The sequence below is a fragment of the Wenzhouxiangella sp. XN24 genome, assembly GCF_011064545.1.
GTDB lineage: Bacteria > Pseudomonadota > Gammaproteobacteria > Steroidobacterales > XN24 > XN24.
Window position 1 is genome coordinate 31,324 of the sequence record NZ_JAAMFG010000037.1, and the last position, 26,555, is coordinate 57,878.

Consider the following 26,555-nt stretch of genomic DNA (forward strand, 5'->3'; position numbering starts at 1 on the left):
CCTTCCCCGGGTGATTTGATGCCGGCCCTTTCGGCTGGTGACGCAAAACGAACGGGAGATTATCGAATGAAGTCTGTTGCAAGAACTTATGCTGCGAACCCTGTTGCAGTGCTCGCCGGTGTCGTCATGCTGGCCGCGGCGGCGATCGGCATGTCATCGGTCGCGCAGGCGGGGCACCATTCCGGCAAGGCGGCGTACGGCTCCAAGGACATCGTGGACACGGCCGCTGCCGCCGGATCCTTCGGCACGCTGCTGGCCGCCGCCGAGGCCGCCGGCCTGGTCGATGCGCTGAAGGGCGAAGGCCCGCTGACCGTGTTCGCGCCCACCGACGAGGCTTTTGCAGCATTGCCGGAAGGGACGGTCGAGAACCTGCTCAAGCCCGAAAACAAGGACGCGCTCGCCGGCATCCTGCTGTACCACGTGGTGTCGGGCAAGATCATGAGCGGCGACATCGGCAGCTCGGCCTCCCCCGCCACGCTGCAGGGCGCCACCATCGACGTGAAGTCGAGCTACGGCAAGGTGACGGTCAACGGCGCCAACGTCGTGGCAGCTGACGTCGCGGCCAGCAATGGCGTGATCCACGTGATCGACGCGGTGATCCTGCCGCCGTCGAGCTGAGCCCTCAAGAAAACGGGGCCGCAGCTGAATTTGCTGCGACCCCGTTTGCGAGGGTCTGATTCAGGTGATTGAGCCCCCGCATGCGGGGGCTTTTTTTCGCAACTCACATGGCGTCTGCGACAACCACGTCGGCATCTTCGATGATCAGGTCGTACTGGTAGCCCATGCCGAAGTCCTTGTTCAGCTCCAGCGCGCCGGTCACGACCACCGTGTCGCCGACCTCCGGCAGGACGAAGGGCGTGGTCACGGTGAGGGTGTCGGCGCCTTCGGCACCCGAGCCGTCACGTACGTGCAACCAGTTTTTCCCCATGATCCCGGCATTGGTCTTGACGACCTTGCCCCGGAGCACGATCTCTTCGCCGGCCAGCTGGTCTTTCTCGGCGTAGATTTCCGCGATGGTCTTGCCGCCTTCGGCTCTCTCGATGCCCGACAGGTCCACATCGTCGCTGGGCTCGGAGGGCGCGGGATGCGACTCCGGCATGGCGGGTGCGGACGACGGGTTCGATTCCGTCGCCGGCATGTTCTGCGCGGCTGGCGCATCCACGACCTGCGGTTCCTCCTTCGCACAAGCCGTGAGGGAAACGGCCGCGGTCACGGCAAGCAGGCAGGCAACAGTAAATTTCGACACTGGCATTCTCCGGTTTCGAGGTGAACGACAGCAGCCCTGCGGCTGCCACGGCTCAATGAAAAACAAGCCGCATTGTACCCGAGGGTGCCGACGGTGGGGTCGGACCGCGGTAAGCCACTGATCAGATGACACAAACAAGCGAAAAAGGCGTACTGGGAACGCTTAGAAGCGAGATTTCGGCGGATAAATCGGCCGCTAAGGCCGGTTGAAACCATCCACCGTCCCACATTCGACAGGCCTGCGCCCCGGCGCAACCCCGATGTCCTGCGCTAAACTAGCCGCACCGACGACAGGACACGGGAACAATGAACTCGGCACAAAGAGACTTCATCGACGGCCTCGGCCTGGCTGTCCTGGCCGCCCTGGTCACCATAGCGCTGCTCTACGGGACCTTCGTCGCCATCGGCAAGGCCGACTATTTCCGCATGGCGATCTTCGGCATCCTGGGTGTCGTCGCACTCTACTGGACCGTCCGTTTTACCCGGGCCCAGTTCGCGGCTTACCGGGCATCGAAAAACTGAACGGCCCGACGCCATGGAAATCATCCTCAACGGCAAGCCGAAGAACGTGGCGGACGGCCTGACAGCGGCCGAGCTGGTGGCCGACCTGGCCCTGTCCGGACGGCGCTATGCCATGGAAGTGAACGGCGAACTCCTGCCCAAGCGGGTTCATGCGGACCATGAACTGTCGGCGGGCGACCGGGTCGAAATCGTCCAGGCTGTCGGCGGCGGATGACGCCGGCCAGCCCCACCAGAAGGAATCCCTACGCATGCAAGACGACCTGCTCGAGCTCGCCGGGCGCAGCTACCGCTCACGCCTGTTGACCGGCACGGGCAAGTACCGCGACTTCGACGAGACGCTCGCGGCCACCGAAGCCAGCGGGGCGGAGATCGTCACCGTGGCAATCCGCCGTACCAACATCGGCCAGGACGCGAACCAGCCCAACCTCCTCGACTATCTTTCACCGGACCGCTTCACGATCCTGCCGAATACGGCGGGCTGTTTCACGGCCGCCGACGCGATCCGCACCTGCCGCCTGGCACGAGAGCTGCTGGACGGCCACTCGCTCGTCAAGCTCGAAGTGCTGGCGGACCAGAAGACCCTGTTCCCGGACATCACCGCGACCCTGGAGGCCGCGGAAGTTCTCGTGAAGGAGGATTTCCAGGTCATGGTCTACACGAACGACGACCCGATCATCGCCAAGCGGCTGGAGGAACTGGGCTGCGTCTCGGTCATGCCGCTGGCCGCTCCGATCGGTTCCGGGCTGGGCATCCGCAACCCCTACAACATACTCACCATCGTGGAGAACGCCACGGTGCCGATCATCGTCGATGCCGGCGTGGGTACCGCCTCCGATGCGTCGATCGCCATGGAACTGGGTTGCCACGGCGTGCTCATGAACACGGCCATCGCCGGGGCGCGCGACCCGGTGCTGATGGCCTCGGCGATGCGCAAGGCCGTCGAAGCCGGCCGGGAGGCTTTTCGCGCGGGCCGCATCCCACGCAAGCGATTCGCCTCCGCCTCCTCGCCACTCGACGGGATGTTCTTCTGAACGATCGAGGGGCGGCCCACCCGAAGACGCCGGGGCATCACCGTACCGTGCGCAGTTTCGTCCGGCGCGCAGGACGCCTGACGCCGTCACAGGCCCGGGCGATCGAATCGCTCTGGTCGCATTTCGGCATCGATCCGCCCTCGACCCCCCTCGACCTGGACACCGTGTTCGGCCGCCACGCAGCGCGCACGCTGGAGATCGGGTTCGGCGACGGCGACAACCTCGCGACGCTGGCCGCGCGCCACCCCGAGCGCGATTATCTCGGCGTCGAGGTCCACGACCCGGGGGTCGGCCGCCTCCTGTTGCGCATCGAGCGCGAGGGCCTCGAGAACATCCGCGTGGCACGACACGACGCCGTCGAAGTCATCAACCACTGGCTGGCCCCGGACTCCATCGACGAGCTGCTGGTGTTCTTCCCGGACCCGTGGCACAAGAAACGCCACCACAAGCGGCGTCTCATACAGGCCGGGTTCCTGGAGCAGCTGGCCCGCGTGATGCCGCCCGGCGCGCGCCTGCACCTGGCGACCGACTGGGCGCCCTACGCCGAGGACATGCTGATCACCTGCGACGCCTCGCCGGCTTTCGAGAACGCGCAGCCCGGCGGCGGCTATGCCGCGCGGCCCGATACACGCCCGACGACCAAGTTCGAGCGCCGCGGGTTGCGTCTCGGGCACGAGGTGTTCGACCTGCTCTGCAAGCGCACCGACTGGCAGCCGCCCCAGGGGGATCAACCGTCCGGCTAGACGAGCACCTCGGTGAAGCCATCCACGACGTATTGCACGGCCAGCGCCGAGAGCACGACGCCGAGCAGGCGGCTGATGACGGTACCGCCCGTGACACCCATGACACGCATCAAGGGTTGCGTCAAAAGGAGGAACACCAGCGTCACCAGGAGAGCCAGCAGCCCCATGGCGAGCACCAGGCCGAATTCCAGGTAGCCGGTGGTTTCCGCGGTCAGCAGCAGCAGGGTCGCCAGCGCACCCGGCCCCGTGATCAGCGGGAACGCCATCGGAAACACCGAAATATCATCGCGGTAACGGGCTTCTTCCTGTTCCCGAACGGTGGTCGAGCGCAAACCGGACTCGCGCGCCAGGACCATGTCGACGGACAGCAGGAACAGCAACATGCCGCCGGCGATCTTGAACGCCGACACGCTGATGCCCAGCAGGCGTAACAGCCAGTCGCCGGCGACCGCGAAGACGATGAAGATCCCTGCCGAGATCGCGACGGACTTCAGCGCCATGCGGCGACGGTAGCCGGGCTCCCCGCCGCGCGTGAGCGCGCCGAACATCGGCACCAGCGAAACCGGTTCGATGACGACGAAGAAGATGATGAAGGTCTTGATCAGTTGCTCGGTCATGACCGTGCGTTCCCGGGGGACGAGTAAGAGCGCTTGCAGGCCCGCCCTGCTGGACTATAAGTAGGGGCGAGGAAAGACATCCGCGGGCCGCTCGCGAAAGGCGGGCAAGGATAACAGGCCCGCCTGACCGTGGAAATCATCATGCCGTTGAGAATTCCTGAAATTGGCGAGTGGTACGTGGACCGCGACGAGAACCGCTTCGAGATCGTCGCGCTCGACGAGGACGATCGCACCATCGAGCTCCAGCATTTCGACGGAACGGTCGAGGAGTACGACTTCGTGGCGTGGGAGAGCAGCGATTTCCGGCTCACGGGGCCGCCCGAGGATTATTCCGGTTCGCTGGACATCGAGCGCGAGGACATGGATACCGACCTCAACCGGCCGGCGGGCGAGAAGACGGCCGATCCGCTCGAATACCTGGACAAATCCAAGTAACCTGCAAGGCAAGTCGCGACCGGTCGCGAGTCTCTCGTGGCCGGACGTTTCCAATTGCAATCCGCAAAGCAGGCACTGATTGAAAGCGAGCGTCACCCCGGCCAAATTCGCCACGCCCGACGACTGTGAGGCTGCTTTTTACGCGGCCTTTCGCAACGGCGATGTCGAGGGCATGGACGCCGTCTGGGCAGCGGACGGCGAGCTCATCTGCATTCATCCGGCGCAGGCGCCGATCATCGGTCGCGTGGATGTGATGCAGAGCTGGCGCCAGATCCTCGGCAACAGCGGCGGCGTCGAGGTCGGTTTCGACTGCAAGCAGCGCCTGCGCGGCGGCCCGCTGGCGGCTCACATCGGCATCGAAGTCATCGGCGCGCCGGGAAATGAACCCGCGCTCGTCACCGTCACCAACGTCTACGCGTTGACCCCCGGCGGCTGGAAGATGCGCAGCCACCATGCGGGGCCGATTCACCGGGGCGTGGGCCGGTCGGGCCCCCGGGGGACGATGCACTGACACGATGCGGCTAGCGTCCCGAGGCCAGGAGCCCGCGGGCCAGCTGGTCGACCACGCCGCCTCCGCCATTGGCGAGCACCGCAAGGGCAAGCTGCTCCTCCGGCACCATGGCGAGAAAACTGCTGCTGCCGGCCGTGCCGCCGTTATGCCACACCACGTTGCGGTCATCGATCTTCGCATGGTGCCAGCCCAGACCGATCTCGATGTCCGGCGCCCCTGCCGCCCCCCGGGGGCGCAGCGCGTCCGACACCCAGCCGGGCTCGTCCGCGAGCAGCGCCTGCGCCAGCTCGAGGAGGTCACGGGCGCTCGCCTGCCAGCCGCCGGTCGGCGCATAGGCATCGAGCCGCCAGGGCGTCGCCGGCTTGCCGGCCTGGTGGCCCACTGCGCGGCGGCCCTCGGTGTCTCCGGGAGCCAGCACCGGCGGCGCCAGCTCCAGCGGCGCGAACACCCGCTCAGCCAGCAACGTCTCGTAGGACTGGTTCGCCGACCGCGCAAGCAACTGGCCCAGCAGCGCCATGCCGAGATTCGAGTAGGCGTAGTTCCCGCGGCCGGACGCGATCGTCTCCGCTGGTACGCGGACCGCATCGGCGAATATCTCGCCCGGCGTGCTGCCCGCATACGGGTTGTCGCTGGTCATCCGCGCCTGCATCTCGGGCCCGCTCGCCAGGCGCGGCAGGCCGGAGCGGTGCGTGGCAAGCATCTCGAGGGTAAGGGCCTCGAGCTCGGGTGACGGGTCCAGCCCGGACGGCAGCATCGGTCCGATGGGTTGCCCGGGATCGACGTCTCCGGCCGCCGCCATCCGCGCCAGCAACAAGCCGGTGAGCCCCTTGGTGATCGAGCCTGCTTCGAAGATGGTGTCGGCATCGGGCGCCTTCCCGTCGCCGGCATCGCCCCAGGCCACGAAGCGGACCCCTTCGCGGTCCGCCAGGCCGACGATCACGCCCGGCGCGGCGCCGGCATTCTCGACGAAGGCCTGCAGGCGCGCGGCGACGTCCGGCGTATCGGGCAGCCGGCCGGGCGGCAAAGGCTTCTCCGGGGCGGCGGACACGGCCGGATCCTCGGGCGGCGCCGGGCCCACCTGGAAGCCGTCGATCCGGCCGTTGGGCGCGACGGCCCAGGTGATCGCGATCGGCATCGGCACGCCGCTCCAGCGAGCCACGCGGCGATAGATCCTGAGCCCACCCTCCTCGATCACGCGCTCGTCGAGAATCTCGTCTTCGCTGCCGAGTTCGTCGCGCACCTGCTTGCTGAACCCCTCCAGGCCCTCGGGACTGCCGACGACCGCGCGCATCTGCTCGCTGAACCTCGCCCAGACCGGCGCAACATCGCCCGCGAGAAAGCTCGCGGTCAATTTCCGGCCGTCGGCGAGCGCGGCGTCCGCCGCATCGACGTCCCGGGTGGCGTTTTCATCACTCGCGGCTTTAGCGCCTTGGGCGCCCGCCATGCACAAAAGAAACGTGACAGTTGCGTTTTTCAACAACGATTTCATGACTTTCCTCCTCTGGTATTGACTGGCACCTCGTCGATCAGCGCCCTGAGTTGCTCACGGTAGGTCGCGAGCGCTGCCCGGCCTTCCGTCGTGATCGCGGCGCGGGTTTGCGGCCGCTTGCCCTCGAATCGTTTTTCGATCGACACCAGCCCGCCCGCCTCGAGCTTGCTGAGATGGCTCGAAAGATTCCCTTTGCTGAGCCGGCACGCCATTTCCAGGAAGCCGAACTCCGCGAACTCGGCCTGGCTGAGCACCGTCAGGATCGCGAGCCGGGCCGGCTCGTGAACCAGCCGGTCCATGGCCAGGACCCCGTCGAGGGCCGCCCGGGTGCGTTTCTTCACAGCGCTTCACCCTGTGCCGGCGGTGCCGCCAGCTCGGCGCGCAGCACCAGGTAATCACGGTGTTCCCGCCAGCCGGTGAAAACCGCGATGGCCGCGCACAAGGCTATGTAGGGGACCCAGATCGGCGGGTAGTTGCCGCCATGAATCACGACGGCCGACTGGCACATCAGCAGGACGCCCACCAGGAAATCGCTCGCCGACCAGAACCAACGCCACGCAACGAACGGGATCGCGACGACCATCGCCACGTAGCCGAGGACGCGCGCATCCGGCGCTCGGCCGTCACGCAGCAGGGCAGCGACGACGAAGCCGAGCACCACCAGCGAAACCGCTGTCAGGTAGACCACGTTCCAGGCATGCGCCCGGCGCTCTTTCGGCGTAGGCGACTGCAGCACGGCGCCTTCGCGCTGGTAATACCCGCGCCGCAGCAATTCCTTGGCGCCCAGCCAGAGCAGGGGGGTCGCGGCAAGCAATGCGCGCAGGACGGGCGTGAGCTCCGCGTAGGCATTCAAGAGGAAACTCGCCGCGAGCAGGCCGCCCCCGATCACCGAACTCAGGCCGCCCGCGCTGCGTGAATAACGTGCATAACGCTCCGCCTGGCGGGCGAGTCGATCGAGGTCTTCGAGCTGGGAGTTCATGCGTACATCTCCTGTGACACTGCCAACTAGTTTGCCGTACAAACTAGTTTGCGTCAACAGGGAGTGTGAACATCCATCAACGGTCGTCGTGTCCGGCCCGGCCCTCGCCCGCCTCCGGAGCACGAACATGCGCTTCGGGATAGCGGCGCATGAGCAAAAGCAGCAACGGCAGGCCGAGCAACGCGAGCCCGGCCGTCAGCGCGAAGAACACCGCCCAGTCGCCTTCCAGCGCGTCCACCATCCAGCCGCTGGAAGCAGACAGCCAGATCCGGCCCAGGTTGCCGGCGGAGGCGAGGAGCGCGAACTGCGTCGCGGTATAGGCGACGTTGCAGAGGCTCGACAGGTAGGCGACGAAGGCCACGGTGGCCAGCCCCGCAGTGAAGTTGTCCGCGATCACCGCCACCCGGAACACCAGGGGATCGTTGCCCGACATCGCCAGCCACGAATAGCTGAGGTTGGTGGCCGCCGCCAGCAAGCCGGCCACCACGAGCGCCCGGAACAGGCCGATGCGTGCCACCAGCACGCCGCCGGCCAGCACGCCGACGCCGTTCGCGACGAAACCGTAGACCTTCATCACCTCGGCAATCTCGCCGAGACTGAAACCCAGCTCGCGGTAGAACACGCCGGACATGCGTCCGAGCAGCGCATCGCCGAACTTGAAGACGATGATGAACGCCAGCACCAGCACCCAGCCGCGACGTTTCATGAAATCCACGAAGGGAGCCACCACCGCGCCGTAGAGCCAGGCGGTCACGCCGGCCAGGCGCCCCCGCAACCACGCGACCCGATGCAGCAGGTCCGCGACCCGCGCCTCGTGCTCCACGGTGTCGGCCGGCGGTCGATACGGCGGTTCCGGGCTCAGCAGGATGGCCAGCATGCCCACGCCCACGCCCGCCGCAAGGAACAGGTAGGCCGTGTTCCAGCCGAACAGCTGCGCCAGGTAGAGCCCGCCCGCGCCGCCGATCAACGTGCCGCCCAGGTGCCAGCCCCAGATCGCGGCGGCCGAGCCCGCGCCGTACTGCTCGGGCGACAGCACGTCGATCCGGTAGGCGTCGATGACGACGTCCTGGGTGGCGGAAACGAAGGTGACGAACAGCACCGCGGCCGCCACCACGAAGAGATCGGCGGAGGGTTGCGCGCGCGACAGCACGAGAATCGCCGCCACCAGCCAGAACTGGGTGAACAAGGCCCAGCCGCGCCGCCGGCCGAAACGCGCCGTGAAAAAAGGCAGCCGCATGCGGTCCACCAGCGGCGCCCAGAGAAAGTTGATGGCGTAGGGCGTGGCCGCGATCGCGAACAGGCCGATGTCGGTGCGCGAGACGCCCTCGTCGCGCAGCCAGATCGACAGGTTGGTGAACACCAGCGGCGCCGGCAGGCCGCTCGAGAAGCCCAGCGCCAGCAGCGTCGCCATGCGCCGATCGCGATAGGGCTCCAGCAGGCGCCTGAGGCGTTCGATCACGTCGGCCAGTCGTAGTCGATGATCAGGGGGGCGTGATCGGACAGGCGATGCCCCGTGTAGATATCCGCCGCGCGCACACGTTGGCCGAGGCCCGGCGTCACCACCTGGTAGTCGATGCGCCAGCCGACGTTCTTTTCCCGGGCCCGCCCGCGGTTCGACCACCAGGTGAAACGATCAGGCCGCGGATCCACGACACGAAAGGCGTCCACGAAACCGTGGCGGTCGAACAGCGCGTCCATCCAGGCACGCTCCTCCGGCAGGAAACCCGAGTTCTTCAGGTTGCCGCGCCAGTTCTTCAGGTCGATCTGCTTGTGCGCGATGTTCCAGTCGCCGCAGATCACGTACTCCCGCGGACGCTTGCGCACCCGGCGCAGGAAGTCCTCGAACTCGGCGAGGAAACGGAACTTGGCCTCCTGGCGCGGATCGCCCGAAGAGCCCGAGGGCATGTACAGCGAGGCCACCGACAGGCCGGGGAAGACCGCCTCGATGTAGCGCGCCTCGGCGTCGAACTCCGCCGAGCCGAAACTGCGCACCACCCGCTGCGGCCGGACGCGGGAATACACGGCCACGCCGCTGTAGCCCTTGCGTTCGGCATCGAGGTAATAACAGTGGTAGCCGGCCGGGCGGAACATCGCGTCCACGATCTGGTGTTCCTGCGCGCGGGTCTCCTGCAGGCAGACGACGTCCGCATCCTGGCCGGGGAGCCATTCGAAGAAACCCTTGCGGGCAGCGGAGCGGATGCCGTTGGCATTCAGGCTGATGATGCGCATGGTGACCGAGCGTCCTGGACCGGCGTGTATCATACCGTCCGCCGCGCCCCTGACGTCGTGCGGCGTTTTCGTCCGTCATTCCGGGATCCCGCGATGCAAGATTACAAGCAGGCGTTCATCGACCTGGCGCTCGCCCAGGGCGCACTCAAGTTCGGCAGCTTCATGCTGAAGTCCGGCCGCGAAAGCCCCTATTTCTTCAATGCCGGCCTGTTCAACACCGGCGCCGCCCTGGCCAAGCTGGGCGCCTGCTATGCGGATGCCATCCACAGTGCCGGCCTGTCTTTCGACGTGTTGTTCGGCCCGGCGTACAAGGGCATCCCGCTGGCGACGGCGACGGCCGTCGCGCTGGCCGAGCGGCACGGCCGCGATACGCCGTGGGTGTTCAACCGCAAGGAAGCCAAGGACCATGGCGAGGGCGGCAGCCTGGTGGGCGCGCCGCTGGCCGGGCGCGTGCTGATCATCGACGACGTGATCACCGCCGGGACCGCGATTCGCGAATCGATCGGAATCATCCGTGCCGCCGGGGCCGAGCCGTGCGGGGTCGCGCTGGCCCTGGACCGCCAGGAGCGTGGCCGCGGCCCGCGCTCCGCGGTACAGGAGGTGGAACAGGACATGGGCCTACAGGTCACCAGCATCATCACCCTCGCCGACCTTTTGGCCGATCTCGAGGAACGCGGCGCGACCGACCCGCGCCAGGTCCAGGCGCTGCGCGCCTACCGGGAAACCTACGGCATCGCCTGAGCGCGGGCCTTTTCGGGCCCACCAGCCGCGGTTATAGGCGGTTTTGCGACATTCCCGGATTGTGAAGCGCGTGTTTCAGCCGGCAGGCCCGAGGCGCTATGATGTGGACGCAATCCGAACAGCGATCCAGGGGTGGACGGCATGCGCACGAGAGATGTTTTTCTGTCGGCAACAGCGGCGATACTGCTCGTCGCCGCGTCCGGCACCGCCGACGCGCAGAAGGTCTACCGCTGGGTCGATGAAAACGGCGTGGTCCACTTCGGCGATGCAATCCCTCCGGAATATTCCAGGGAAAAGCACGAGGTGCTGGACGGACGCGGCACGCGCGTCACGGTCCATGGCGAGAAAGACGAAGACACCGGCCCGGTATACAGCAGCCGCGACCTGGCGCTCCTGACGACCTATGCCTCGGTGGCCGATATCGAGGCAGTCCGCGACAATCGCCTCGGTTACCTGCATTCGCAAAACGACGTAGCCCTCGAGCGCCTGCAGAACCTGCAGCAGCGCCGGACCGAACTGGCCGGCAACCCGGCGGCCATCAACGAGCTCGCCACCGTCGAACAGCGCATCGGCGAATACGATGCCGAACTGGAGCGCCGCAACGCGGAGATCGAGCGCATTCGCGCGCAGTTCGAAGACGATATCCTGCGGTTTCGCGAACTCAAGAGCATCACCACCGCGGAAGGGCCCACGCCGCCGGAAGGACTCGACCCGGAGCGGTAAACCGGTTGCGCCTCAACGGCGACCGGCCTCGGTGGCGACCGGCCTCAGTGGCGACCGGCCTCAGTGGCGGCCGGAATGGCCGAAGCCGCCGTCGCCTCGTTCGCTCTGGTCGAACGAGGACACCACCTCGAAGCGTGCCCGTACGACCGGCAGGATGACCATCTGGGCGATCCGCTCGCCGGGCTGGATGGTGAACGGCTGGCTGCCGCGATTCCACGCGGACACGAAGACCTGCCCCTGGTAGTCGGAATCGATCAGTCCGACCAGGTTGCCGAGCACGATGCCGTGCTTGTGCCCGAGACCGGAGCGCGGCAGCAGCACGGCCGCGAGGCCCGGATCGGCGATATGGATGGCCAGGCCGGTGGGCACGAGTTCAGTCTGGCCGGGCCCAAGCTCCAGGGGAGCGTCCAGGCAGGCGCGCAGGTCCAGCCCCGCAGAACCGGGCGTCGCATAGTCGGGCAAGGGAAATTTCGATCCCAGCCGGGGATCAAGAATCCTGAGCTTGATGGCTTGCACGCATCCTCTCCACGATCAGTCCGATGAGACGGTCCGCGAGTTCGGCCTTGACTCCCCCGCCGAGATCCTTGCGGCCGTCAGCCCACAGCGCCACGAGTGCATTGTCCTCCCGGTCGAAGCCGCAGTCGGCGCCCACCCGGTTCGCGGCGATCAGGTCGAGCTTCTTGGCCTCGAGCTTGAGCCTTGCGTTCGCCTCCACGTCGTTCGTCTCGGCCGCGAAACCGACCACGAAAGGGCGTGCCGCAGAGGCGGCCACTTCCGCGAGAATGTCAGGATTGCGCACCAGTTCCAGGGTCATCGCCCCGGCCTTCTTCTTGATTTTCTGCGCCGCCGGATGCGCCGGCCGGTAGTCGGCCACGGCCGCCGCCCCGACGAACAATGCCGCCCCCGGGAGCTCCGCCTGCACGGCGGCACGCATCGCCTCGGCGGTATCTGCGGGCACCACGCGAACCCCGGGGGGCGCCGGAAGATCCACCGGCCCGCTGACGAGCGCCACCTCGGCGCCGGCCCGCGCGGCTGCCGCTGCGACGGCGTAACCCATTTTTCCGGAGCTCCGATTGGTCAGGTACCGCACGGGATCGAGCGCCTCGCGTGTCGGGCCCGCGGTCACCACGACCTTGCGGCCCGCGAGCGGACCCTCCGCACCGGGCAGGGCCAGCGCAGCGACGATCTCCTGCGGCTCGAGCATGCGGCCCTCGCCGGTTTCACCACAGGCCTGTTCTCCGGACCCCGGACCGAGCAGCCGCACGCCACGCGCCGCCAGCCGCGCCACGTTGTCGCGGGTCGCCGGATTGCCCCACATGAGACGGTTCATGGCCGGCGCGACGACGATCGGCGCGCCGGTGGCCAGGCACAAGGTGGTCAACAGGTCGTCCGCCATGCCGGCTGCGAGGCGCGCGAGAAAACCGGCGGTCGCCGGCGCCACCAGGACCAGGTCCGCCCACCGCGCCAGTTCGATGTGGCTCATCGACGCCTCGGCAGACGCGTCCCACAGCCCGTCCCGGACGGGATGCCCGGAAACCGCCTGGAACGTCAGCGGCGTCACGAAGCGGGCGGCCGATGGCGTGAGGACGACACGGACCTCCGCACCCTGCGCCCGGAGGCGCCGGACCAGGTCGGGCGACTTGTAAGCCGCGATACCGCCGGTCACGCCCAGCAGCACGTGTTTTCCAGTGAGAGTAGGCATAAAGGCTCCATGCCCGGACTGCATCGGGCAGCTTAACCTGAGTGGCCCTTCCGCTGGTAACCCGGGGCGCATGCCTGAGCCATGAATCACCTGCCTATAAGAGACTGGCCCGCCGCTGAACGGCCACGGGAGAAGCTGCTGGCGACGGGCCCGGGCCGTCTTTCGGACGCTGAACTGGTGGCGATCTTCCTGCGCTGCGGTGCCAGGGGACACAGCGCCGTGGATCTCGCCCGCCAGTTGCTGCTCAGCTTCGGCGGCCTGCGCGGGCTGCTGACCGCGGACCTGGCGAGCTTCTCGGCATTGCCGGGTCTCGGGCCGGTCAAGTACGCCCAGCTGCAGGCGGGCCTGGAACTCGCCCGTCGCCACCTGGAGGAGACCGTCAGGCGCGGCCCGGCCCTCGGCTCCCCGGACGCCGTGCGGCGCTTTCTCCGGGCGCGTCTCCGGGACCTCCCGCACGAAGTGTTCTGCTGCCTGCACCTGGACAACCGCAACCGCGTGATTCTCTTCGAGGAACTGTTCCGCGGCACCATCGACGGGGCCAGCGTCCACCCCCGCGAGGTCGTCAAGCGCGCCCTGGCGCAGAACGCCGCGGCGCTGATCCTGGCGCACAATCACCCCTCGGGCGTCGCCGAGCCCAGCCAGGCCGACGAGGTGATCACCCGGCGGCTGAAGAGCGCCCTCGCCCTCGTCGATATCCGGGTGCTGGACCACCTGGTCGTGGGGGACGCCGCCTGCGTCAGCTTCGCCGAGCGCGGACTGCTCTAGGTTTCTGGCGGGTGGCTTGCGCCGTCCGACAGGCGTCGGCATAATGGCCGACTCTCAAATGGCCGGTCTGCCGGTTTTTTCCGAGGTCAAAATCATGTCGCGAGTCTGCCAGGTCACCGGCAAGGGGCCACTCACGGGCAACAACGTGTCTCACGCGAACAACAAGTCGCGTCGGCGCTTCCTGCCCAATCTCCACACCCACCGCATCTGGGTGGAAAGCGAGCGTCGCTTTGTGAAGCTGCGCGTGTCCCAGCATGGGCTGCGCATCATCGACCGCAAGGGCATCGAGACGGTGCTCGCCGACCTTCGCGCCCGCGGCGAAAAGTACTGAGGAGCCAGCCATGCGTGACAAGATCAAGCTGGTGTCGTCCGCGGGAACGGGACATTTCTACACCACGACCAAGAACAAGCGGCTGCATCCGGAGAAGATGGAGCTGATCAAATTCGATCCCAAGGCGCGCAAGCACGTCGCCTACAAGGAAGCGAAAATAAAATGAGCGTTGGCTGCAGGCCGACGCGCTGACAAAAAAGCCCGCCTTTCGGCGGGCTTTTTCTTTGTGCGGACCAGCGGTCGGCTGCCGCCAGCGGGCCACGCGCCCCTCAGGCAGGACGCAAGGCATACCCCCGCAGGCTGGCGGCGAACTCCTGCAGCGCGCGCACGCCGCTGGCTTCGGCCTCCGCACACCACTCCCGCACCTGCGCCACCAGTTTCTCGTTGCTGGTCGCCGAACCGTTCCAGATCGCCTTCAGCCGCTCGCGGAACTCGTGGACGGTCGCCAGCGCCTGGCTGTTGTCCAGCACCTCGCCGAGCCGCCGTCGCGCATTGGCGTCGAGCAACCCCGTCTCGCGCACCAGCAGCTTGCGCAACCGGCCGGCCCGCTCTGGCAGGCGCTTGCGCAATGCCGCGAACTCGGTACGCAACACCGGCAGCGTCACCATGCGGGAATAATCACGCATCACGTGCATCCGCCCGACGACGATCGCGCGCACGGTGTCGAGATCGAGTTGCTGGCGGGCCGTCGCCCTGGCCGGCACCGGGGCCGTGCGCCGGACTTTCGCGAGCCGGAAGAAAGACAAGGCCCGCAGGACGACCCAGCCGATATCCAGTTCCCAGCGCCGGATGGAGAAACGCGCCGACGAGGGGAAGGCGTGATGGTTGTTGTGCAGCTCCTCGCCGCCGAGCAGCAGCCCCCAGGGCGTGACGTTGCGCGAGGCATCGGCGCATTCGAAATTGCGGTAGCCGGCGTAATGGCCGACGCCGTTGACGATGCCGGCGGCGAGCAGTGGCTGGGAGGCCAGCTGGACCGCGATCATGATGATGCCCGGGATGCCGAACAGCACGAGAAACAGCACGACCATCAGCACGATGCCGAGGTAGTTGTGGGCGGCGCCGTAGACCTTGCGTTCCAGCCAGTCGTCCGGCGCGCCGCGGCCGTACTTGGCCAGCGTTTCCTGGTTGCGCGCTTCGTGACGATAGAGCTCCGCGCCCTCGAGCAGCACCTTCTTGAGCCCCTCGACCTGCGGGCTGTGGGGATCGTCCGGTGTCTCGCAGCGCGCGTGGTGCTTGCGATGGATGGCCACCCATTCGCGGGTGCTGATGCCCGTGGTCATCCACAGCCAGAAGCGGCAGAAATGCCGGATCGCCGGATGCAGGTCGACGGCGCGATGGGCGGCGTCGCGGTGGAGGTAGAGCGTCACCGCGAACACGGTCACCTGCACCATGATGAGCGAGGCGAGCACGTAGCCCCAGGCCGACAGGCCGAGCAAGCCGTACTGGTATTCGAAAAGGAGTTCCATCACCTGGATACCACCGTGTTGAGAATCATTGGAATAATTAATGTCACTATAGGAGCTTGACCGCCGGAAGTCATTCGGCGGCGCGCCACGGATCGAAGCCAGCCCCATGCCCGAACTGCCCGAAGTCGAGACCACGCGCCGCGGCGTCGCACCGTGGATCGAGGGCACGCGCGTCACCGCGGTCGCGCTGCGCCAGCCGCAGCTGCGCTGGCCTGTGCCCGCATCCCTCGGGCGCGAGCTGCCCGGGCGCAGGGTGCTGGCCGCTGAGCGCCGTGCCAAGTACCTGCTGTTCCGGGCCGAGGGTGACCGGACCCTCATGCTGCACCTGGGCATGAGCGGCAGCCTGCGGATACTCCAGGCCGCCGCGCCGCCCGGCAGGCACGATCACATGGACCTGGTTCTCGAAGGGGGCCGGCTGCTGCGTTTTCACGACCCGCGCCGCTTCGGCTCAGCCGACTGGATCGCGGGCGATCCGCTGCGCCATCCGCTGCTCTGCGAGCTCGGTCCCGAGCCGCTCGGCCCCGGCTTCAGTCCCGAATACCTCGCAGCAGCCTGCCGCGGCCGCAGGATCGCGATCAAGCAGCTCATCATGAACGGGCGGATCGTGGTCGGGGTCGGCAACATCTACGCCAGCGAGGCGCTGTTCCGCGCCGGCATTCACCCGCTGCGCGCCGCCGGACGGATCGGCGCGCCGCGCCTGGCGGCGCTGGTCACGGCCATCCGCGAAGTGCTCGAAGCGGCGATTCGCCAGGGCGGCACGACATTGCGCGACTTCGCCTGGGGCGACGGCCAGCGCGGCTACTTCCGTCCCGAGCTGGCCGTGTACGACCGGGCGGGCGAGCCCTGCCTGCGCTGCGCAGGGACGATCCGGGCCATCGTGCAGGGGCAGCGCTCGAGTTACTACTGCGCCGGCTGCCAGCGCTGAGCCGCGCCTCAGTAAGTCCAGCCCTCGATCTCGCCGCGCGGATCGGTCGCCGCCTCGAGGCGGTTGCCCGCGTAATCCCAGGTGACGACGTTCATGTTGCCGTACATGCGGCGACTGGGTTGCAGGGCGTGCCCGCGCGCCGCAAGGGCGGCACTTTCCTCCGCGCTGAACGCTTCGGGCTCATGCACGACACGATCGGGCAGGTACTGGTGATGGTAGCGCGGCAGCGAAGTCATCGTGGCGGCGTCCGCACCCTCGATCCAGGCGAGTGTCGCGAGCAGCACCATGCTGATGATGCGGCTGCCGCCCGGCGTGCCGAGCACGGCGACGCCGCGTGGCGACTCCAGGAAAGTCGGTGTCATGCTCGACAACATCCGCTTGCCCGGCGCGATGTCGTTCGCGCCGGCGCCGACCAGCTGGTACAGGTTCGGTTCGCCCGGCTTGGTGGCGAAATCGTCCATCTCGTTGTTGAGCAGCAGGTCGAGCCCCGGGACGATGAAGCTGCTGCCGAACCAGCCATTCAGCGTCTGCGTCACGGCAACGCGATTGCCGGCCGCGTCGACCACCGAAAAATGCGTCGTGTGGTCGCCGTCCTCGTCCTGGTGCAGCGGCGAGAACACCGCACTCGGAGTGGCCCTGTCGTTGCGCATCGAGGTCCGCAGGCCGGCTGCGTAATGCGGGTGCAACAGCCTTTCCAGCGGCATGTCCACGAAATCGGGATCGCCTAGGTAGCCGCGATCGCGAAAGGCGCGGCGCAGCGCTTCGACGACGAGGTGCGCGCGCGCAGCGGGCTCCATCGTCTCGAGGTCATAGGACTGCAACAGGTTCAGCGCCTGGATCATGGCCACCCCACCGGCCGAGGGCGGCGGGGGCAGCACGATTCTCAGTCCCCCGGGGAATTCCGCGGCCAGGGGCTCGCGCTCGATCACGCGGTAGTTCTCCAGGTCCTCCAGCGACCAGATGCCGCCGTGCGCACGCACCGCATCCACCATGGCGGCCGCGCTCTCGCCGCCGTAGAACCCCGGGAGTCCGTCGCGGGCGAGGCGCTCCATCAGCCGGGCGAGCCCGGGCAGCCGCATGCGCGCACCCAGCGGCGGCACCTCGCCCCCGGGCAGCAACAGTTCACTGCCGGGCCAGCGGCGCAGTTGCTCGGCCTTGAAGTTCAACCCCAGGCGCATCCGTTCGTAGACCGGGTAGCCGTCGCGCGCCAGCGCGATCGCCGGCGCCAGCGTCTCCGCCAGGGGCAGGCGCCCATAGCGCTCGCTCACGTGGACGAATGCCGCAGGCGTGCCGGGAATGCCGGCCGCAAGCGGCCCGTTCAGCGACAGTCCCGGGACCGGCTCGCCCTGCTCGTCCAGGTACATCTCGGCATGAGCTTCGCCCGGGGCGGTCTCCCGCGCATCGACCAGGACCTGGCGGCCGTCGTCGGCGACATGGAGCAGCCAGAACCCCCCTCCGCCGAGACCCGACGAGTAAGGCTCCACCACGCCGAGCGCGGCGCTCACGGCGACGGCGGCATCGAAGGCGTTGCCGCCGGCCTCGAGGACCGCCATGCCCGCGCGCGTGGCGAGCGGATGCGCGCTCGCGATCGCGGCCTGGCCCGGCGCACCGGCCCACGCAAACACTGGCAGACACAGGAGAAACAGCGCCAGCACGCGGTACACGCCGGCCAGGCGGTACCAGGGAGTCGCGCGACCGTAGTGGAGTTCAGCCACGCTCAGCCCTGCTCGCCGCGCGGCGTTTCAGCGCGGCCTCGACGACCGGGTCCACGAAGCGCGACACGTCGCCGCCGAGCATGGCGATTTCACGCACCATGCTCGACGAGATGAAGCTGAACTGCTCGGTGGGCGTCAGGAACACCGTTTCGACCTGCCCCGCGATGTGCCGGCTCATGGTCGCAAGCTGGAACTCGAACTCGAAATCGGAGACGGCGCGCAAGCCGCGGATCATCACCGGCAGGCCGTGTTCCTGCGCGAACTTGACGGTGAGGCCGCTGTAGCCGCGCACCTCCACGTTGGGCAGTTCCGCGAGCACCGCAGCCGCCAGTTCCACGCGCTCATCGAGACTGAAGAGCGGGGCCTTGGCCGGGTTCGCGGCGATGGCGACCACCACGCGTTCGAAGATCGAGGCCGCCCGCCGGACGAGGTCGAGATGACCGTTGGTGATCGGATCGAAGGTACCGGGGTACATCGCCGAGATACTCATGAACTCTCTGCCTTCACAGGTTCGGGGCGAGCCAGATGGTACCGCACCTGGCCCGCGGCCGCGCTCCGATGCAGCTGCCAGCCGGCGGGCAACACGGGCGGCGCGATGCCCGCCTCGTGCTCGAGGTACACCGCCGCCCCGGGCGCCAGCCAGCCGTGCCGCAGGAGCGCGTCGAGTGACGGAGCCAGCAGGTCGCGCCGGTAAGGGGGGTCGAGAAAAACGATATCGAATGGGGTGCCCGGCGCCTCGAGGTACCGCCGCGCGTCCATGCGGATCGTCTCGCCTCGCGTGCATTTCAGGATCTCGAGACTGGCCGCAACCTGGTGCAGTGCTGCGGGCGCGATATCGACGAACACGGCCCGTGCCGCACCGCGCGACAGGGCCTCGAGCCCGAGCGCCCCGCTGCCGGCGTACAGGTCCAGGCAGCGTGCGCCCTGGATCACCGGCGACAGCCAGTTGAACAGCGTCTCGCGAACACGATCGGGCGTCGGGCGCACGTCGGCGCCGGCCGGCAGCGGCAGTCGCCGGCTGCGCCATTCACCGCCGATGATCCGGAAGCTGCCTGGTTTGCCCCGCCTGGTCGTCATCCCTTCATCGCCTGCCCGGAGTTCTCGAAAGCGTGATCATATCGTCCCGTGCCGAGCGGCGAACCCTGGCGGCGATGCCCTGCGTCACTGATGACGCAAGTGCAGCAAACTCAAGGCCTTGAAACGACGATGAGAACCAGCGTAGGCTTCCCCGGACGACCGCGCGGCGCAAGCCGAGACATGCGCCGTGCCACGCGCGTCCCCGGACGATAAACGATTCGAAAAAAGATCATTCCTGTTTGGTAGGAGTCATAACGATGAGAAGCCTCTATTCGGTGGCGCTTGCAGTAGTTGCGCTGGCGCTCTCCGGGTGTTTGTCGGACGCCAACGATCCTGACGCACCATCTGTCGGAACCGGCAATGGCGTGCCTGAACTCCCGGTTGCCAGTGCCACGTTCCGGGCGCAATTCGATCCGCTGAGCGCGATCGTGCCGTATCCCAACGACATCCTCGGTTTCGTTGCGGACCCGGGCACCGACGGCACGCTCAACCTGCCGGCGCAACCACTGCAGCCGCTCGCGCCGCTGGTCAACCAGCTCGATGGCTTCTCCACGAACGCGCGCATCCAGGCCAACTTCACCCGCGCGGTGGACCCGGCCACGCTGACGCCGCAGACGGTGTTCCTGCTCGAGGTGGCGATCAGCCCGACGAACAAGGCCGTGGTCGGGCTGTCGGATACGACCCTCTGCAAGGTCGCGCTGGCGCCCGCCGAAAACTGCGCCGCCATCGGCGTCGCCGCGACGGGCAATCCCTTCCTCGTGCAGGGCGTCGATTACTCGGTCGGCCTCGCCCCGGACATCGATGCCGGTGGCCAGACGATCCAGCTCAAGCCGCTGCGGCCGCTGAATTCGAACCGCGACAACCTGTTCACGCCAGGCACCGAGAACGGCTACCTGATGATCCTCACGGACGGCATCACGGACACGCAGGGCAACCCGGCGCAGCCCGACAACACCTTCGCGCAGATTCGCGCGGGCTTCCTGGCGGGCGCAATCCAGCTGCCCCCGCCGGGTACGCCCCTGCCGCCCGACCTGACGACGGAAGAGTTGCTCGGGCTGTTCATCGCCGCGCACCTGCAGGTCGGCCAGACCCTGGGCGTCCCGGTGGGCAACATCGTGGTGACCGCCAGCTTCACGACGCTCGATACCGAGACCGTGCTGCAGACCGCGGCCGACATGGCTACCGCCGGCCCGTCGCAGATCGCCCAGTTCGTCACCCCCGTGCCGCTGCCCGGTCCCGGGGAAATCGTGTTGCCGGCCGGCACGCCTGTCACCACGGCGCTGGTGCTCGGGTTGCAGGACGTCGATGCCTCCGCCATCCCCGGCGAGGGCGATGTCTACGCCGGCGCACTGCAGATCCCGTACTACCTGTCGCCGCCCACGGCTGAAGCGCCGGCGGCGCCGTTGTCCGCCCCGTGGGTTGCGGCCACCGAAAGCCCGCTCGACGACACGAGCACGGTGCTCAACAAGTTCAACCCGGTACCCCTGAAGCGCGCCGACGTCAGCGTGCCGGTCGTGATCACCATCCCGAACGACAACACCGACTACGCTGCGGCCATCGGCGGCACGGCCGTCAAGCCGGAAGCCGGCTGGCCGGTCGTGATCTTCAATCACGGCATCACGCGCAACCGGCTCGACATGTTCGCCATCACCGAACCGCTGAACAACGCCGGCTACGCCGTGATCGCCATCGACCAGCCCCTCCACGGCATCGCCGCGGCGCAGATCGACTTCGCCGAGATCACGCCTGAAGAGCTCGGCGCGATCCTGGCGGCGAATCCGACGGCCCTGTTCCGGGTTCCCGGGGTCCCGGAGCGCACCTTCGATCTCGACCTGCTCGACAATGAAACGGGCGCAAGCGGACCGGACGGCAACATCGACGAGAGCGGCGCGCACTTCATCAATCTCGCCAACGGTCTGGTCAGCCGCGACAACCTGCGCCAGGCCGGCGTCGACCTGGTCGGCCTCACGCGTTCGATCCCGACACTGGATATCGACGGCGATGAAGCGCCCGACTTCGACGGCAGCCGCGTGCACTTCATCGGCCAGTCGCTCGGCGCGATCACCGGGACCAACTTCCTCTCGGTGGAAGACGGGGTGGCCACGGCGACGCTGGGCGTCGGCGGCGGCACGGTATCCGACCTGCTGCTCGACAGTTTCTCCTTCGGCCCGCGGATCGAGGCAGGACTGATCGGCAACGGCCTGGTGCCCAACACCAGCCTGTACAACAACTTCATCCGCGACCTGCAGAACATCGTGGACGCCGGCGACCCGATCAGCCACGCGGCCCGGGCGGCCGGCAACACCGCAGTGCACTTCATCCAGGTGGACGGAGACTCGGTCGTGCCGAACAGTGCGTCGAATCGCCTGGCGGCCGAGATGGAGCGCGCGGGCCTGGAGGACTACGCCTTCTCGCCGACGCCCGTCATCGACCCGGCGGGCCTCAAGGCGCGTGTCTGCTTCACCGACGGCGCCTCGCACGGTTCGCAGCTCCAGCCGACTGATGACGAGGCCGCGTCGCAGACCGCGACCGGCGAGATGCAGGCGCAGCAACTGGTGTTCATCGCGGGCAATCCGATGGCGATGCTGCCCGCCAACGGCCAGACGCTGATCTTCGGCGCCACGGGCAGTCCGATCGCCCCCGCGGCCTACGGCAACTTCACCGATGACTGCAACGCGCCGAACCGGACTCGCGCGAATGCGGCGCCGCCCGCGGACGACTGATTCCGGCTCTCGCCGGTGACTACAGGCGGGCGGCCTCCGGGCCGCCCGCTTTCTTTCCGGCGCCCCGACGGAGGCGTTAGCATAGCGGTACCGCCCGCTTGCCACCGGTTCATGATGCCCACACCCGATCCCAATGCCGGCCAGCCACGCGCCGCGACCGACGGCGACGCGCCGGAGTCCGGCCAGAAACGCAAGGGTTTCTTCCGTCGCCTCCGCGAGCGCCTGAACCAGGGCGACAGCTGGCTCACCTACGACCTCGCGCACCTGTTGCCGGGCGGCAAGGTGGGCGAGGAATTCATCGAGGAAATGGAGACGCGCCTGCTGACCGGCGACGTCGGCGTAGACGCGACATCGCAGATCGTCTCCGGTCTCGAGCGCAAGCTGTGGCGCGACGAACTCGGCGACAGCCGCGCCGTGATCGACACCATCCGCCGGGAGATGCTCGAGATTCTCACGCCGTGCGAGGCGCCGCTCGAGATCCCGCCGGACATCCGTCCCTTCGTCGTGCTGGTCGTCGGCGTCAACGGGGCAGGCAAGACGACGACGATCGGCAAGATCGCACACAAGCTGAAGGCCGACGGCCGGTCGGTCATGCTCGCCGCCGGCGACACCTTCCGCGCCGCGGCGGTGGAACAGTTGCAGACCTGGGGCGCGCGGAATGACGTCCCCGTGATCGCGCAGCACACGGGCGCCGATCCTGCGGCGGTCGTCTACGACGCCTTCGAGGCCGCCCGCGCGCGCCGCGTGGACGTGCTGCTGGCCGACACGGCCGGACGGCTTCATACGCAGGAAAACCTGATGGACGAACTGCGCAAGGTGAAGCGCGTCCTCGGGCGTCTCGACGCGGATGCGCCTCACGAGGTCCTGCTGGTGCTGGACGGCGGCAGCGGCCAGAACGCGCTGCTGCAGGCGCGGCGCTTCAACGAGGCGGTCGGCGTCACCGGCATCGCGATCACCAAGCTCGACGGCAGCGCGAAAGGCGGGATCGTGCTGGCGATCGCGCGCGAACTGGGCCTGCCGATGCGCTTCATCGGCATCGGCGAGAGCATCGAAGACCTCGCGCCATTCGAGGCCGGGCCTTTCGTCGACGCCTTGCTCGCCGCACCCGCGCCCGGCGCGCCCCGATGAGCCGATGATCCGCTTCGAACAGGTCCACAAGCGCTATCCCGGCGGGCGAGATGCGCTGCGGGATCTGAGCTTCCGGATCGAGGCCGGGGAGATGGTTTTCCTCACGGGGCATTCGGGCGCGGGCAAGAGCACCCTCCTGAAGCTCATCTCCTGTATCGAGCGGCCGACCCGCGGCCAGGTGCTGATCGGCGGACGGAACACGGCAGGGATTTCGCGGCGACAGGTGCCGGCCTTTCGCAGGCAGATCGGCATGGTGTTCCAGGACCACAAGCTGCTGGCCGACCGCACGGTGTTCGACAACGTGGCGCTGCCGCTGGTGATCTCCGGCGGCACGCGCCGGGAGACCGGGCGTCGCGTGCGGGCGGCGCTGGACCAGGTCGGCCTCCTGGGCAAGGAGCAGCTGCCGCCGGTCATGCTGTCCACCGGCGAGCAGCAGCGCGTCGGCATCGCGCGCGCCATCGCGGCCCGTCCACCCCTGCTCATCGCCGACGAGCCCACCGGCAACCTGGACCCGGACCTGTCACTGGAGATCATGTACCTGTTCGCGCGCCTCAATCGCGTCGGCGTGACCGTGCTGGTGGCCAGTCACGACCAGGGGCTGCTCGAGCGGCTCGGTCATCGCCGCATCGCGCTCGGCGACGGGCGCCTCGTCGAGGATGTAGACCATGCCTTCCCGGGCATCCCGGCCTAAGGCCTCGGGCGCACGGCGCGGCACCGGAAGGCGCAATCGCCGGCCGTCGCTTCTGGCACGCCTGAGCTGGCCGAACATCGCGTTCCGCTGGCCGGGCGCCGGCCTTCTCGGGCATCTGCGCACCTGGCTTCAGCGCCACGTGCAGACCATGATCGGCTCGCTGGGACGACTCAGCGAACAACCCGTCGCGACCGGCATGACCCTGGCGGTGATCGGCGTCGCGCTGGCGCTGCCCGCGAGCCTGCACCTGCTGGTGGCCAACCTGCAGGCGCTTTCCGGGCACTGGGACGACGGCATCGAACTCTCGCTCTACCTGGAACACGGCCAGTCGCCTGGGCGGGCTGCCGCGCTGGCCGAAGAGATCCGCGCCTGGCCCGAGGTGGAGGCCGTCGAACTGGTGACCGCCGACGAGGCGCTCGCCCGGTTCCGCGCCGGTTCCGGTCTCGGCGCCACGGTGGACGCGCTCGATGCCAACCCGTTGCCTCACCTGGTGATCGTGCGGCCCGCGGCCCGTGGCGACGAGGCCGAGGCGATGGAGGCGCTGGCCGCCCGGCTGCGCGCGCTGCCCGAGGCGGATATCGTGCAGGCCGACGCTGAATGGGTGCGGCGGTTGTCCGCCATGCTGGAGATCGCCGGCCGCCTCGCGCTGCTGGCTGCGGGCCTCCTGGCCGTCGGGGTGCTGGTGATCGTCGGCAACACCATCCGGCTGGACATCCAGAACCGCCGCGACGAGATCGAGGTCATGAAGCTGGTCGGCGGCACGGACGGCTTCATTCGCCGCCCGCTGCTCTATGGCGGGTTCTGGTACGGCCTGGGCGGCGGCCTCGTCGCGCTGATCATCGTGCAGGGGGGGTTGCTCGCCCTGGGCGGACCGGCGGCGCGGCTCGCCGAGCTGTACGGCTCGGGCTTCCGGCCGACCGGCCTCGGCGGCGACGGTGCACTCGCCCTGCTGGCCGCCGGCGCGGCCCTCGGGTGGCTCGGCGCGTGGGTCTCGGCGACGCGCCACCTGCGGCGCATCGAGCCCGGAATCTGAGCCAATAACCTGACTTGATTCACATTTCTGCTCCAGAACCGCCGGGGAACCCCGGCCGCCGTTAGCACTCTAAGACATCGACTGCTAAAATCCCGGGTGAGAGGGGAGGAATCTGTATGAGCACAGCGCTCGTCATGCGCCACAACGAGTTGGTGCTGGCCGCACCGGTCGGCAATCTCAACGCGTACATCAACGCGGTGTCCACGATCCCGGTGCTGAGCGCCGACGAGGAGACCGAGTTGGCCTGGCGTTTCCGCCGCGACAGCGACCTGGACGCGGCGCGGCAGCTCGTGCTCTCCCACCTGCGCTTCGTGGTGCACATCGCACGCGGCTACAACGGCTACGGCCTGCAGCTCGGCGACCTGATCCAGGAAGGCAATATCGGCCTCATGAAGGCCGTGAAGCGCTTCGATCCCACCGTGGGGGTGCGGCTCGTCTCCTTCGCCGTCCACTGGATTCGCGCGGAGATCCACGAGTTCGTCCTGAAGAACTGGCGGCTCGTGAAGATCGCCACCACCAAGGCGCAGCGCAAGCTGTTTTTCAACCTCCGCAAGGCCAAGGAACGCCTCGGCTGGCTGTCCGCCGAGGAGACACGGGCGGTCGCCGGTGATCTCGGCGTCACGCCCGCCGAGGTCAACGAAATGGAGCAGCGCCTGGCCGCTCGCGACATGTCGCTGGATCCGCGCCCGGATGCCGACGACGAGGAACGTCTCGGCGCGCCGGCGGCTTACCTGCCCGCACCGGGCGCCGACCCGGCGGAACTGGTGGCCGACGAAGATTCGGATGAGATCGCCCACCAGGCGCTCGGCGCCGCGCTCGGCGATCTCGACGACCGCAGCCGGGAGATTCTCCGCCGGCGCTGGCTCGCGGAAGACAAGGCCACGCTGCAGGAGCTCGCGGACGAATACGGCGTCTCAGCGGAGCGCATCCGCCAGATCGAGGCCGCGGCGATGAAAAAGCTGCGCGGCCTCATCGACCGCGCAGCCTGACTCCGTCGAGAAGGCTTTCGCCGCGCGCCCTCAGGTGGTGATCGGCGACAGCGTCAATTCGACGCGACGATTCGCCGCACGTCCCGCAGCCGTCGAGTTGTCGGCCACCGGCTGCATTTCTCCCTGGCCGAAAGCCAGGATCCGCTGCCGGTCGATGTCACGGTTGGCGAGATAGGTCGCGACCGTCGCGGCCCGCCGCTCCGACAGGGCCTGGTTGTATTCCGCCGAGCCCGTGCTGTCGGTGTGTCCCACGACCTCGACGACCGTCTTGTCGTACTCCTCCAGTACCAGCGACACTGAGTTCAGCACGTCGAAGAACTGCGGATTCAGGTCGGAGCTGTCGGTCTGGAAGGTGATGTTGCCCGGCATGTTGAGCAGGATCTCGTCGCCGACCCGCGTGACGCTGACGCCGCTGCCGGCCAGCCGCTGGCGAAGCTCCGCTTCCTGTTGATCCATGTAGTTGCCGACCGCGCCACCGGCCAGCGCGCCGACGCCGGCGCCGATGAGCGCCCGCTTGCGGCGATCCTTCGAATCGTCGCCGGTCAGAATGCCCAGCAGCGCGCCCGCCCCGGCCCCTATGGCTGCGCCCTTGGTGGCACTCGCCGTCTTGGTCTCGCCCGTGTACGGGTCGATTGTCTGGCAACCGGCGGCCAGCACGGCCGTGGCGACGATCGACGCCGTCGCCAGGTGCATGATCTTTCGCTTCATTGTCTGCTCCTGTGGAAAAAAATCCGGGAGGCGGCCG

32 protein-coding genes are annotated in these 26,555 nt (G+C 68.0%); 18 read left to right on the plus strand and 14 right to left on the minus strand.

The features are described 5' to 3' along the window. Positions 1-66: 66 nt before the first annotated feature. Positions 67-618, plus strand: coding sequence for a fasciclin domain-containing protein (locus tag G6032_RS14645; protein WP_165282914.1), 552 nt, complete (start codon positions 67-69; stop codon positions 616-618). A gap of 103 nt (positions 619-721) precedes the next feature. Here G6032_RS14645 and G6032_RS15515 read toward each other — a convergent pair whose 3' ends face one another. Beyond that, entirely contained in the window at positions 722-1,246 is a 525-nt protein-coding gene (locus G6032_RS15515; RefSeq protein ID WP_206212012.1) for a hypothetical protein, read from the minus strand. 305 nt (positions 1,247-1,551) lie between these two features. On the opposite strand from G6032_RS15515, the gene G6032_RS14655 reads away from it, so the two are divergent. Genes G6032_RS14655 through trmB form a run of 4 tightly spaced genes read left to right on the plus strand, consistent with a single transcriptional unit; the run spans position 1,552 to position 3,541 of the window. Next, a complete protein-coding gene (locus G6032_RS14655; RefSeq protein WP_165282915.1) occupies positions 1,552-1,767 on the plus strand; it encodes a hypothetical protein in 216 nt (71 codons plus the stop codon). Between the two features lie 13 nt (positions 1,768-1,780). Continuing rightward, positions 1,781-1,981, plus strand: coding sequence for a sulfur carrier protein ThiS (thiS, locus tag G6032_RS14660; RefSeq protein ID WP_165282916.1), 201 nt, complete (start codon positions 1,781-1,783; stop codon positions 1,979-1,981). Positions 1,982-2,015: 34 nt separating this feature from the next. Then, a complete protein-coding gene (locus G6032_RS14665; RefSeq protein ID WP_165282917.1) occupies positions 2,016-2,798 on the plus strand; it encodes a thiazole synthase in 783 nt (260 codons plus the stop codon). Positions 2,799-2,845: 47 nt separating this feature from the next. Then, complete coding sequence (gene trmB / locus G6032_RS14670; RefSeq protein WP_346763832.1) at positions 2,846-3,541, plus strand: tRNA (guanosine(46)-N7)-methyltransferase TrmB; 696 nt, start codon at positions 2,846-2,848, stop codon at positions 3,539-3,541. Here trmB and G6032_RS14675 read toward each other — a convergent pair. Beyond that, on the minus strand, positions 3,538-4,158 hold the full coding sequence (locus G6032_RS14675; protein WP_165282918.1) for a MarC family protein: 621 nt from the start codon (positions 4,156-4,158) through the stop codon (positions 3,538-3,540). The genes trmB and G6032_RS14675 overlap by 4 nt on opposite strands. Positions 4,159-4,299: 141 nt before the next feature. Between G6032_RS14675 and G6032_RS14680 the strand changes: the two genes are divergently transcribed. After that, complete coding sequence (locus G6032_RS14680; RefSeq protein ID WP_165282919.1) at positions 4,300-4,593, plus strand: DUF6763 family protein; 294 nt, start codon at positions 4,300-4,302, stop codon at positions 4,591-4,593. A gap of 79 nt (positions 4,594-4,672) precedes the next feature. Next, a complete protein-coding gene (locus G6032_RS14685) occupies positions 4,673-5,104 on the plus strand; it encodes a nuclear transport factor 2 family protein (RefSeq protein ID WP_165282920.1) in 432 nt (143 codons plus the stop codon). A 10-nt stretch (positions 5,105-5,114) separates the two neighbouring features. On the opposite strand, the gene G6032_RS14690 is transcribed toward G6032_RS14685, so the two are convergent. The 5 genes from G6032_RS14690 to G6032_RS14710 form a co-directional block, all read right to left on the minus strand. Beyond that, the gene (locus G6032_RS14690) at positions 5,115-6,593 is read right to left on the minus strand and encodes a serine hydrolase domain-containing protein (protein WP_165282921.1); all 1,479 of its coding nucleotides are present in this window, start codon (positions 6,591-6,593) and stop codon (positions 5,115-5,117) included. Beyond that, entirely contained in the window at positions 6,590-6,934 is a 345-nt protein-coding gene (locus tag G6032_RS14695) for a transcriptional regulator (protein WP_206212013.1), read from the minus strand. Before G6032_RS14695 ends, G6032_RS14690 begins: the two co-directional genes overlap by 4 nt. Next, positions 6,931-7,572 carry a hypothetical protein gene (locus tag G6032_RS14700; RefSeq protein WP_165282922.1) on the minus strand — a complete coding sequence of 214 codons (642 nt, stop codon included), beginning with the start codon at positions 7,570-7,572 and terminating at the stop codon, positions 6,931-6,933. Before G6032_RS14700 ends, G6032_RS14695 begins: the two co-directional genes overlap by 4 nt. Before the next feature lie 76 nt (positions 7,573-7,648). After that, positions 7,649-9,031, minus strand: coding sequence for an MFS transporter (locus tag G6032_RS14705; protein ID WP_346763833.1), 1,383 nt, complete (start codon positions 9,029-9,031; stop codon positions 7,649-7,651). After that, positions 9,028-9,801, minus strand: a complete 774-nt coding sequence (locus G6032_RS14710; RefSeq protein ID WP_165282923.1) for an exodeoxyribonuclease III — start codon at positions 9,799-9,801, stop codon at positions 9,028-9,030. The genes G6032_RS14705 and G6032_RS14710 overlap by 4 nt, the downstream gene beginning before the upstream one ends. A gap of 93 nt (positions 9,802-9,894) precedes the next feature. Between G6032_RS14710 and pyrE the strand changes: the two genes are divergently transcribed. Together pyrE and G6032_RS14720 are read left to right on the plus strand one after the other, a co-directional pair. Continuing rightward, positions 9,895-10,542, plus strand: a complete 648-nt coding sequence (pyrE, locus tag G6032_RS14715) for an orotate phosphoribosyltransferase (RefSeq protein ID WP_165282924.1) — start codon at positions 9,895-9,897, stop codon at positions 10,540-10,542. 141 nt (positions 10,543-10,683) lie between these two features. Further along, entirely contained in the window at positions 10,684-11,265 is a 582-nt protein-coding gene (locus G6032_RS14720; RefSeq protein WP_165282925.1) for a DUF4124 domain-containing protein, read from the plus strand. A 60-nt stretch (positions 11,266-11,325) separates the two neighbouring features. Here G6032_RS14720 and dut read toward each other — a convergent pair whose 3' ends face one another. Both dut and coaBC read right to left on the minus strand, forming a co-directional pair. Further along, positions 11,326-11,781, minus strand: coding sequence for a dUTP diphosphatase (gene dut / locus G6032_RS14725; protein WP_165282926.1), 456 nt, complete (start codon positions 11,779-11,781; stop codon positions 11,326-11,328). Continuing rightward, complete coding sequence (coaBC, locus tag G6032_RS14730) at positions 11,753-12,967, minus strand: bifunctional phosphopantothenoylcysteine decarboxylase/phosphopantothenate--cysteine ligase CoaBC (protein ID WP_165282927.1); 1,215 nt, start codon at positions 12,965-12,967, stop codon at positions 11,753-11,755. The genes dut and coaBC overlap by 29 nt, the downstream gene beginning before the upstream one ends. A gap of 90 nt (positions 12,968-13,057) precedes the next feature. Here coaBC and radC point away from each other — a divergent pair, with 90 nt between their 5' ends. The 3 genes from radC to rpmG all read left to right on the plus strand — a co-directional run bounded on the left by radC (position 13,058) and on the right by rpmG (position 14,229). Then, positions 13,058-13,732, plus strand: a complete 675-nt coding sequence (gene radC / locus G6032_RS14735) for a DNA repair protein RadC (protein WP_165283057.1) — start codon at positions 13,058-13,060, stop codon at positions 13,730-13,732. Positions 13,733-13,826: 94 nt separating this feature from the next. Further along, a complete protein-coding gene (gene rpmB / locus G6032_RS14740) occupies positions 13,827-14,063 on the plus strand; it encodes a 50S ribosomal protein L28 (RefSeq protein ID WP_165282928.1) in 237 nt (78 codons plus the stop codon). A 10-nt stretch (positions 14,064-14,073) separates the two neighbouring features. Beyond that, positions 14,074-14,229 (plus strand): 50S ribosomal protein L33, encoded by a 156-nt coding sequence (rpmG, locus tag G6032_RS14745; RefSeq protein WP_165282929.1) that lies wholly within the window; start codon positions 14,074-14,076, stop codon positions 14,227-14,229. 103 nt (positions 14,230-14,332) lie between these two features. Here the strand turns inward: rpmG and G6032_RS14750 are convergent, their stop codons facing one another. Next, a complete protein-coding gene (locus tag G6032_RS14750) occupies positions 14,333-15,529 on the minus strand; it encodes a fatty acid desaturase (protein WP_165282930.1) in 1,197 nt (398 codons plus the stop codon). Positions 15,530-15,635: 106 nt separating this feature from the next. On the opposite strand from G6032_RS14750, the gene mutM reads away from it, so the two are divergent. Next, positions 15,636-16,454, plus strand: coding sequence for a bifunctional DNA-formamidopyrimidine glycosylase/DNA-(apurinic or apyrimidinic site) lyase (gene mutM, locus G6032_RS14755; protein WP_165282931.1), 819 nt, complete (start codon positions 15,636-15,638; stop codon positions 16,452-16,454). Positions 16,455-16,462: 8 nt separating this feature from the next. Here mutM and ggt read toward each other — a convergent pair whose 3' ends face one another. Genes ggt through rsmD form a run of 3 tightly spaced genes read right to left on the minus strand, consistent with a single transcriptional unit; the run spans position 16,463 to position 19,246 of the window. Then, on the minus strand, positions 16,463-18,118 hold the full coding sequence (gene ggt, locus G6032_RS14760) for a gamma-glutamyltransferase (protein ID WP_346763835.1): 1,656 nt from the start codon (positions 18,116-18,118) through the stop codon (positions 16,463-16,465). A gap of 43 nt (positions 18,119-18,161) precedes the next feature. Continuing rightward, positions 18,162-18,659 carry a pantetheine-phosphate adenylyltransferase gene (coaD, locus tag G6032_RS14765; RefSeq protein ID WP_165282932.1) on the minus strand — a complete coding sequence of 166 codons (498 nt, stop codon included), beginning with the start codon at positions 18,657-18,659 and terminating at the stop codon, positions 18,162-18,164. Next, entirely contained in the window at positions 18,656-19,246 is a 591-nt protein-coding gene (gene rsmD / locus G6032_RS14770) for a 16S rRNA (guanine(966)-N(2))-methyltransferase RsmD (RefSeq protein WP_165282933.1), read from the minus strand. Before rsmD ends, coaD begins: the two co-directional genes overlap by 4 nt. 257 nt (positions 19,247-19,503) lie before the next feature. Between rsmD and G6032_RS14775 the strand changes: the two genes are divergently transcribed. From G6032_RS14775 to rpoH, 5 genes are all read left to right on the plus strand, one after another. Then, positions 19,504-21,969, plus strand: coding sequence for a hypothetical protein (locus G6032_RS14775; protein WP_165282934.1), 2,466 nt, complete (start codon positions 19,504-19,506; stop codon positions 21,967-21,969). Between the two features lie 111 nt (positions 21,970-22,080). Beyond that, positions 22,081-23,097, plus strand: a complete 1,017-nt coding sequence (ftsY, locus tag G6032_RS14780) for a signal recognition particle-docking protein FtsY (protein WP_165282935.1) — start codon at positions 22,081-22,083, stop codon at positions 23,095-23,097. 4 nt (positions 23,098-23,101) lie between these two features. Then, the gene (gene ftsE / locus G6032_RS14785; RefSeq protein WP_165282936.1) at positions 23,102-23,788 is read left to right on the plus strand and encodes a cell division ATP-binding protein FtsE; all 687 of its coding nucleotides are present in this window, start codon (positions 23,102-23,104) and stop codon (positions 23,786-23,788) included. Further along, positions 23,763-24,821 carry a permease-like cell division protein FtsX gene (gene ftsX / locus G6032_RS14790; protein WP_165282937.1) on the plus strand — a complete coding sequence of 353 codons (1,059 nt, stop codon included), beginning with the start codon at positions 23,763-23,765 and terminating at the stop codon, positions 24,819-24,821. Before ftsE ends, ftsX begins: the two co-directional genes overlap by 26 nt. 116 nt (positions 24,822-24,937) lie before the next feature. Then, complete coding sequence (gene rpoH / locus G6032_RS14795; RefSeq protein WP_165282938.1) at positions 24,938-25,810, plus strand: RNA polymerase sigma factor RpoH; 873 nt, start codon at positions 24,938-24,940, stop codon at positions 25,808-25,810. A 30-nt stretch (positions 25,811-25,840) separates the two neighbouring features. Here rpoH and G6032_RS14800 read toward each other — a convergent pair whose 3' ends face one another. Continuing rightward, complete coding sequence (locus G6032_RS14800; RefSeq protein WP_165282939.1) at positions 25,841-26,518, minus strand: OmpA family protein; 678 nt, start codon at positions 26,516-26,518, stop codon at positions 25,841-25,843. Positions 26,519-26,555 lie beyond the last annotated feature (37 nt).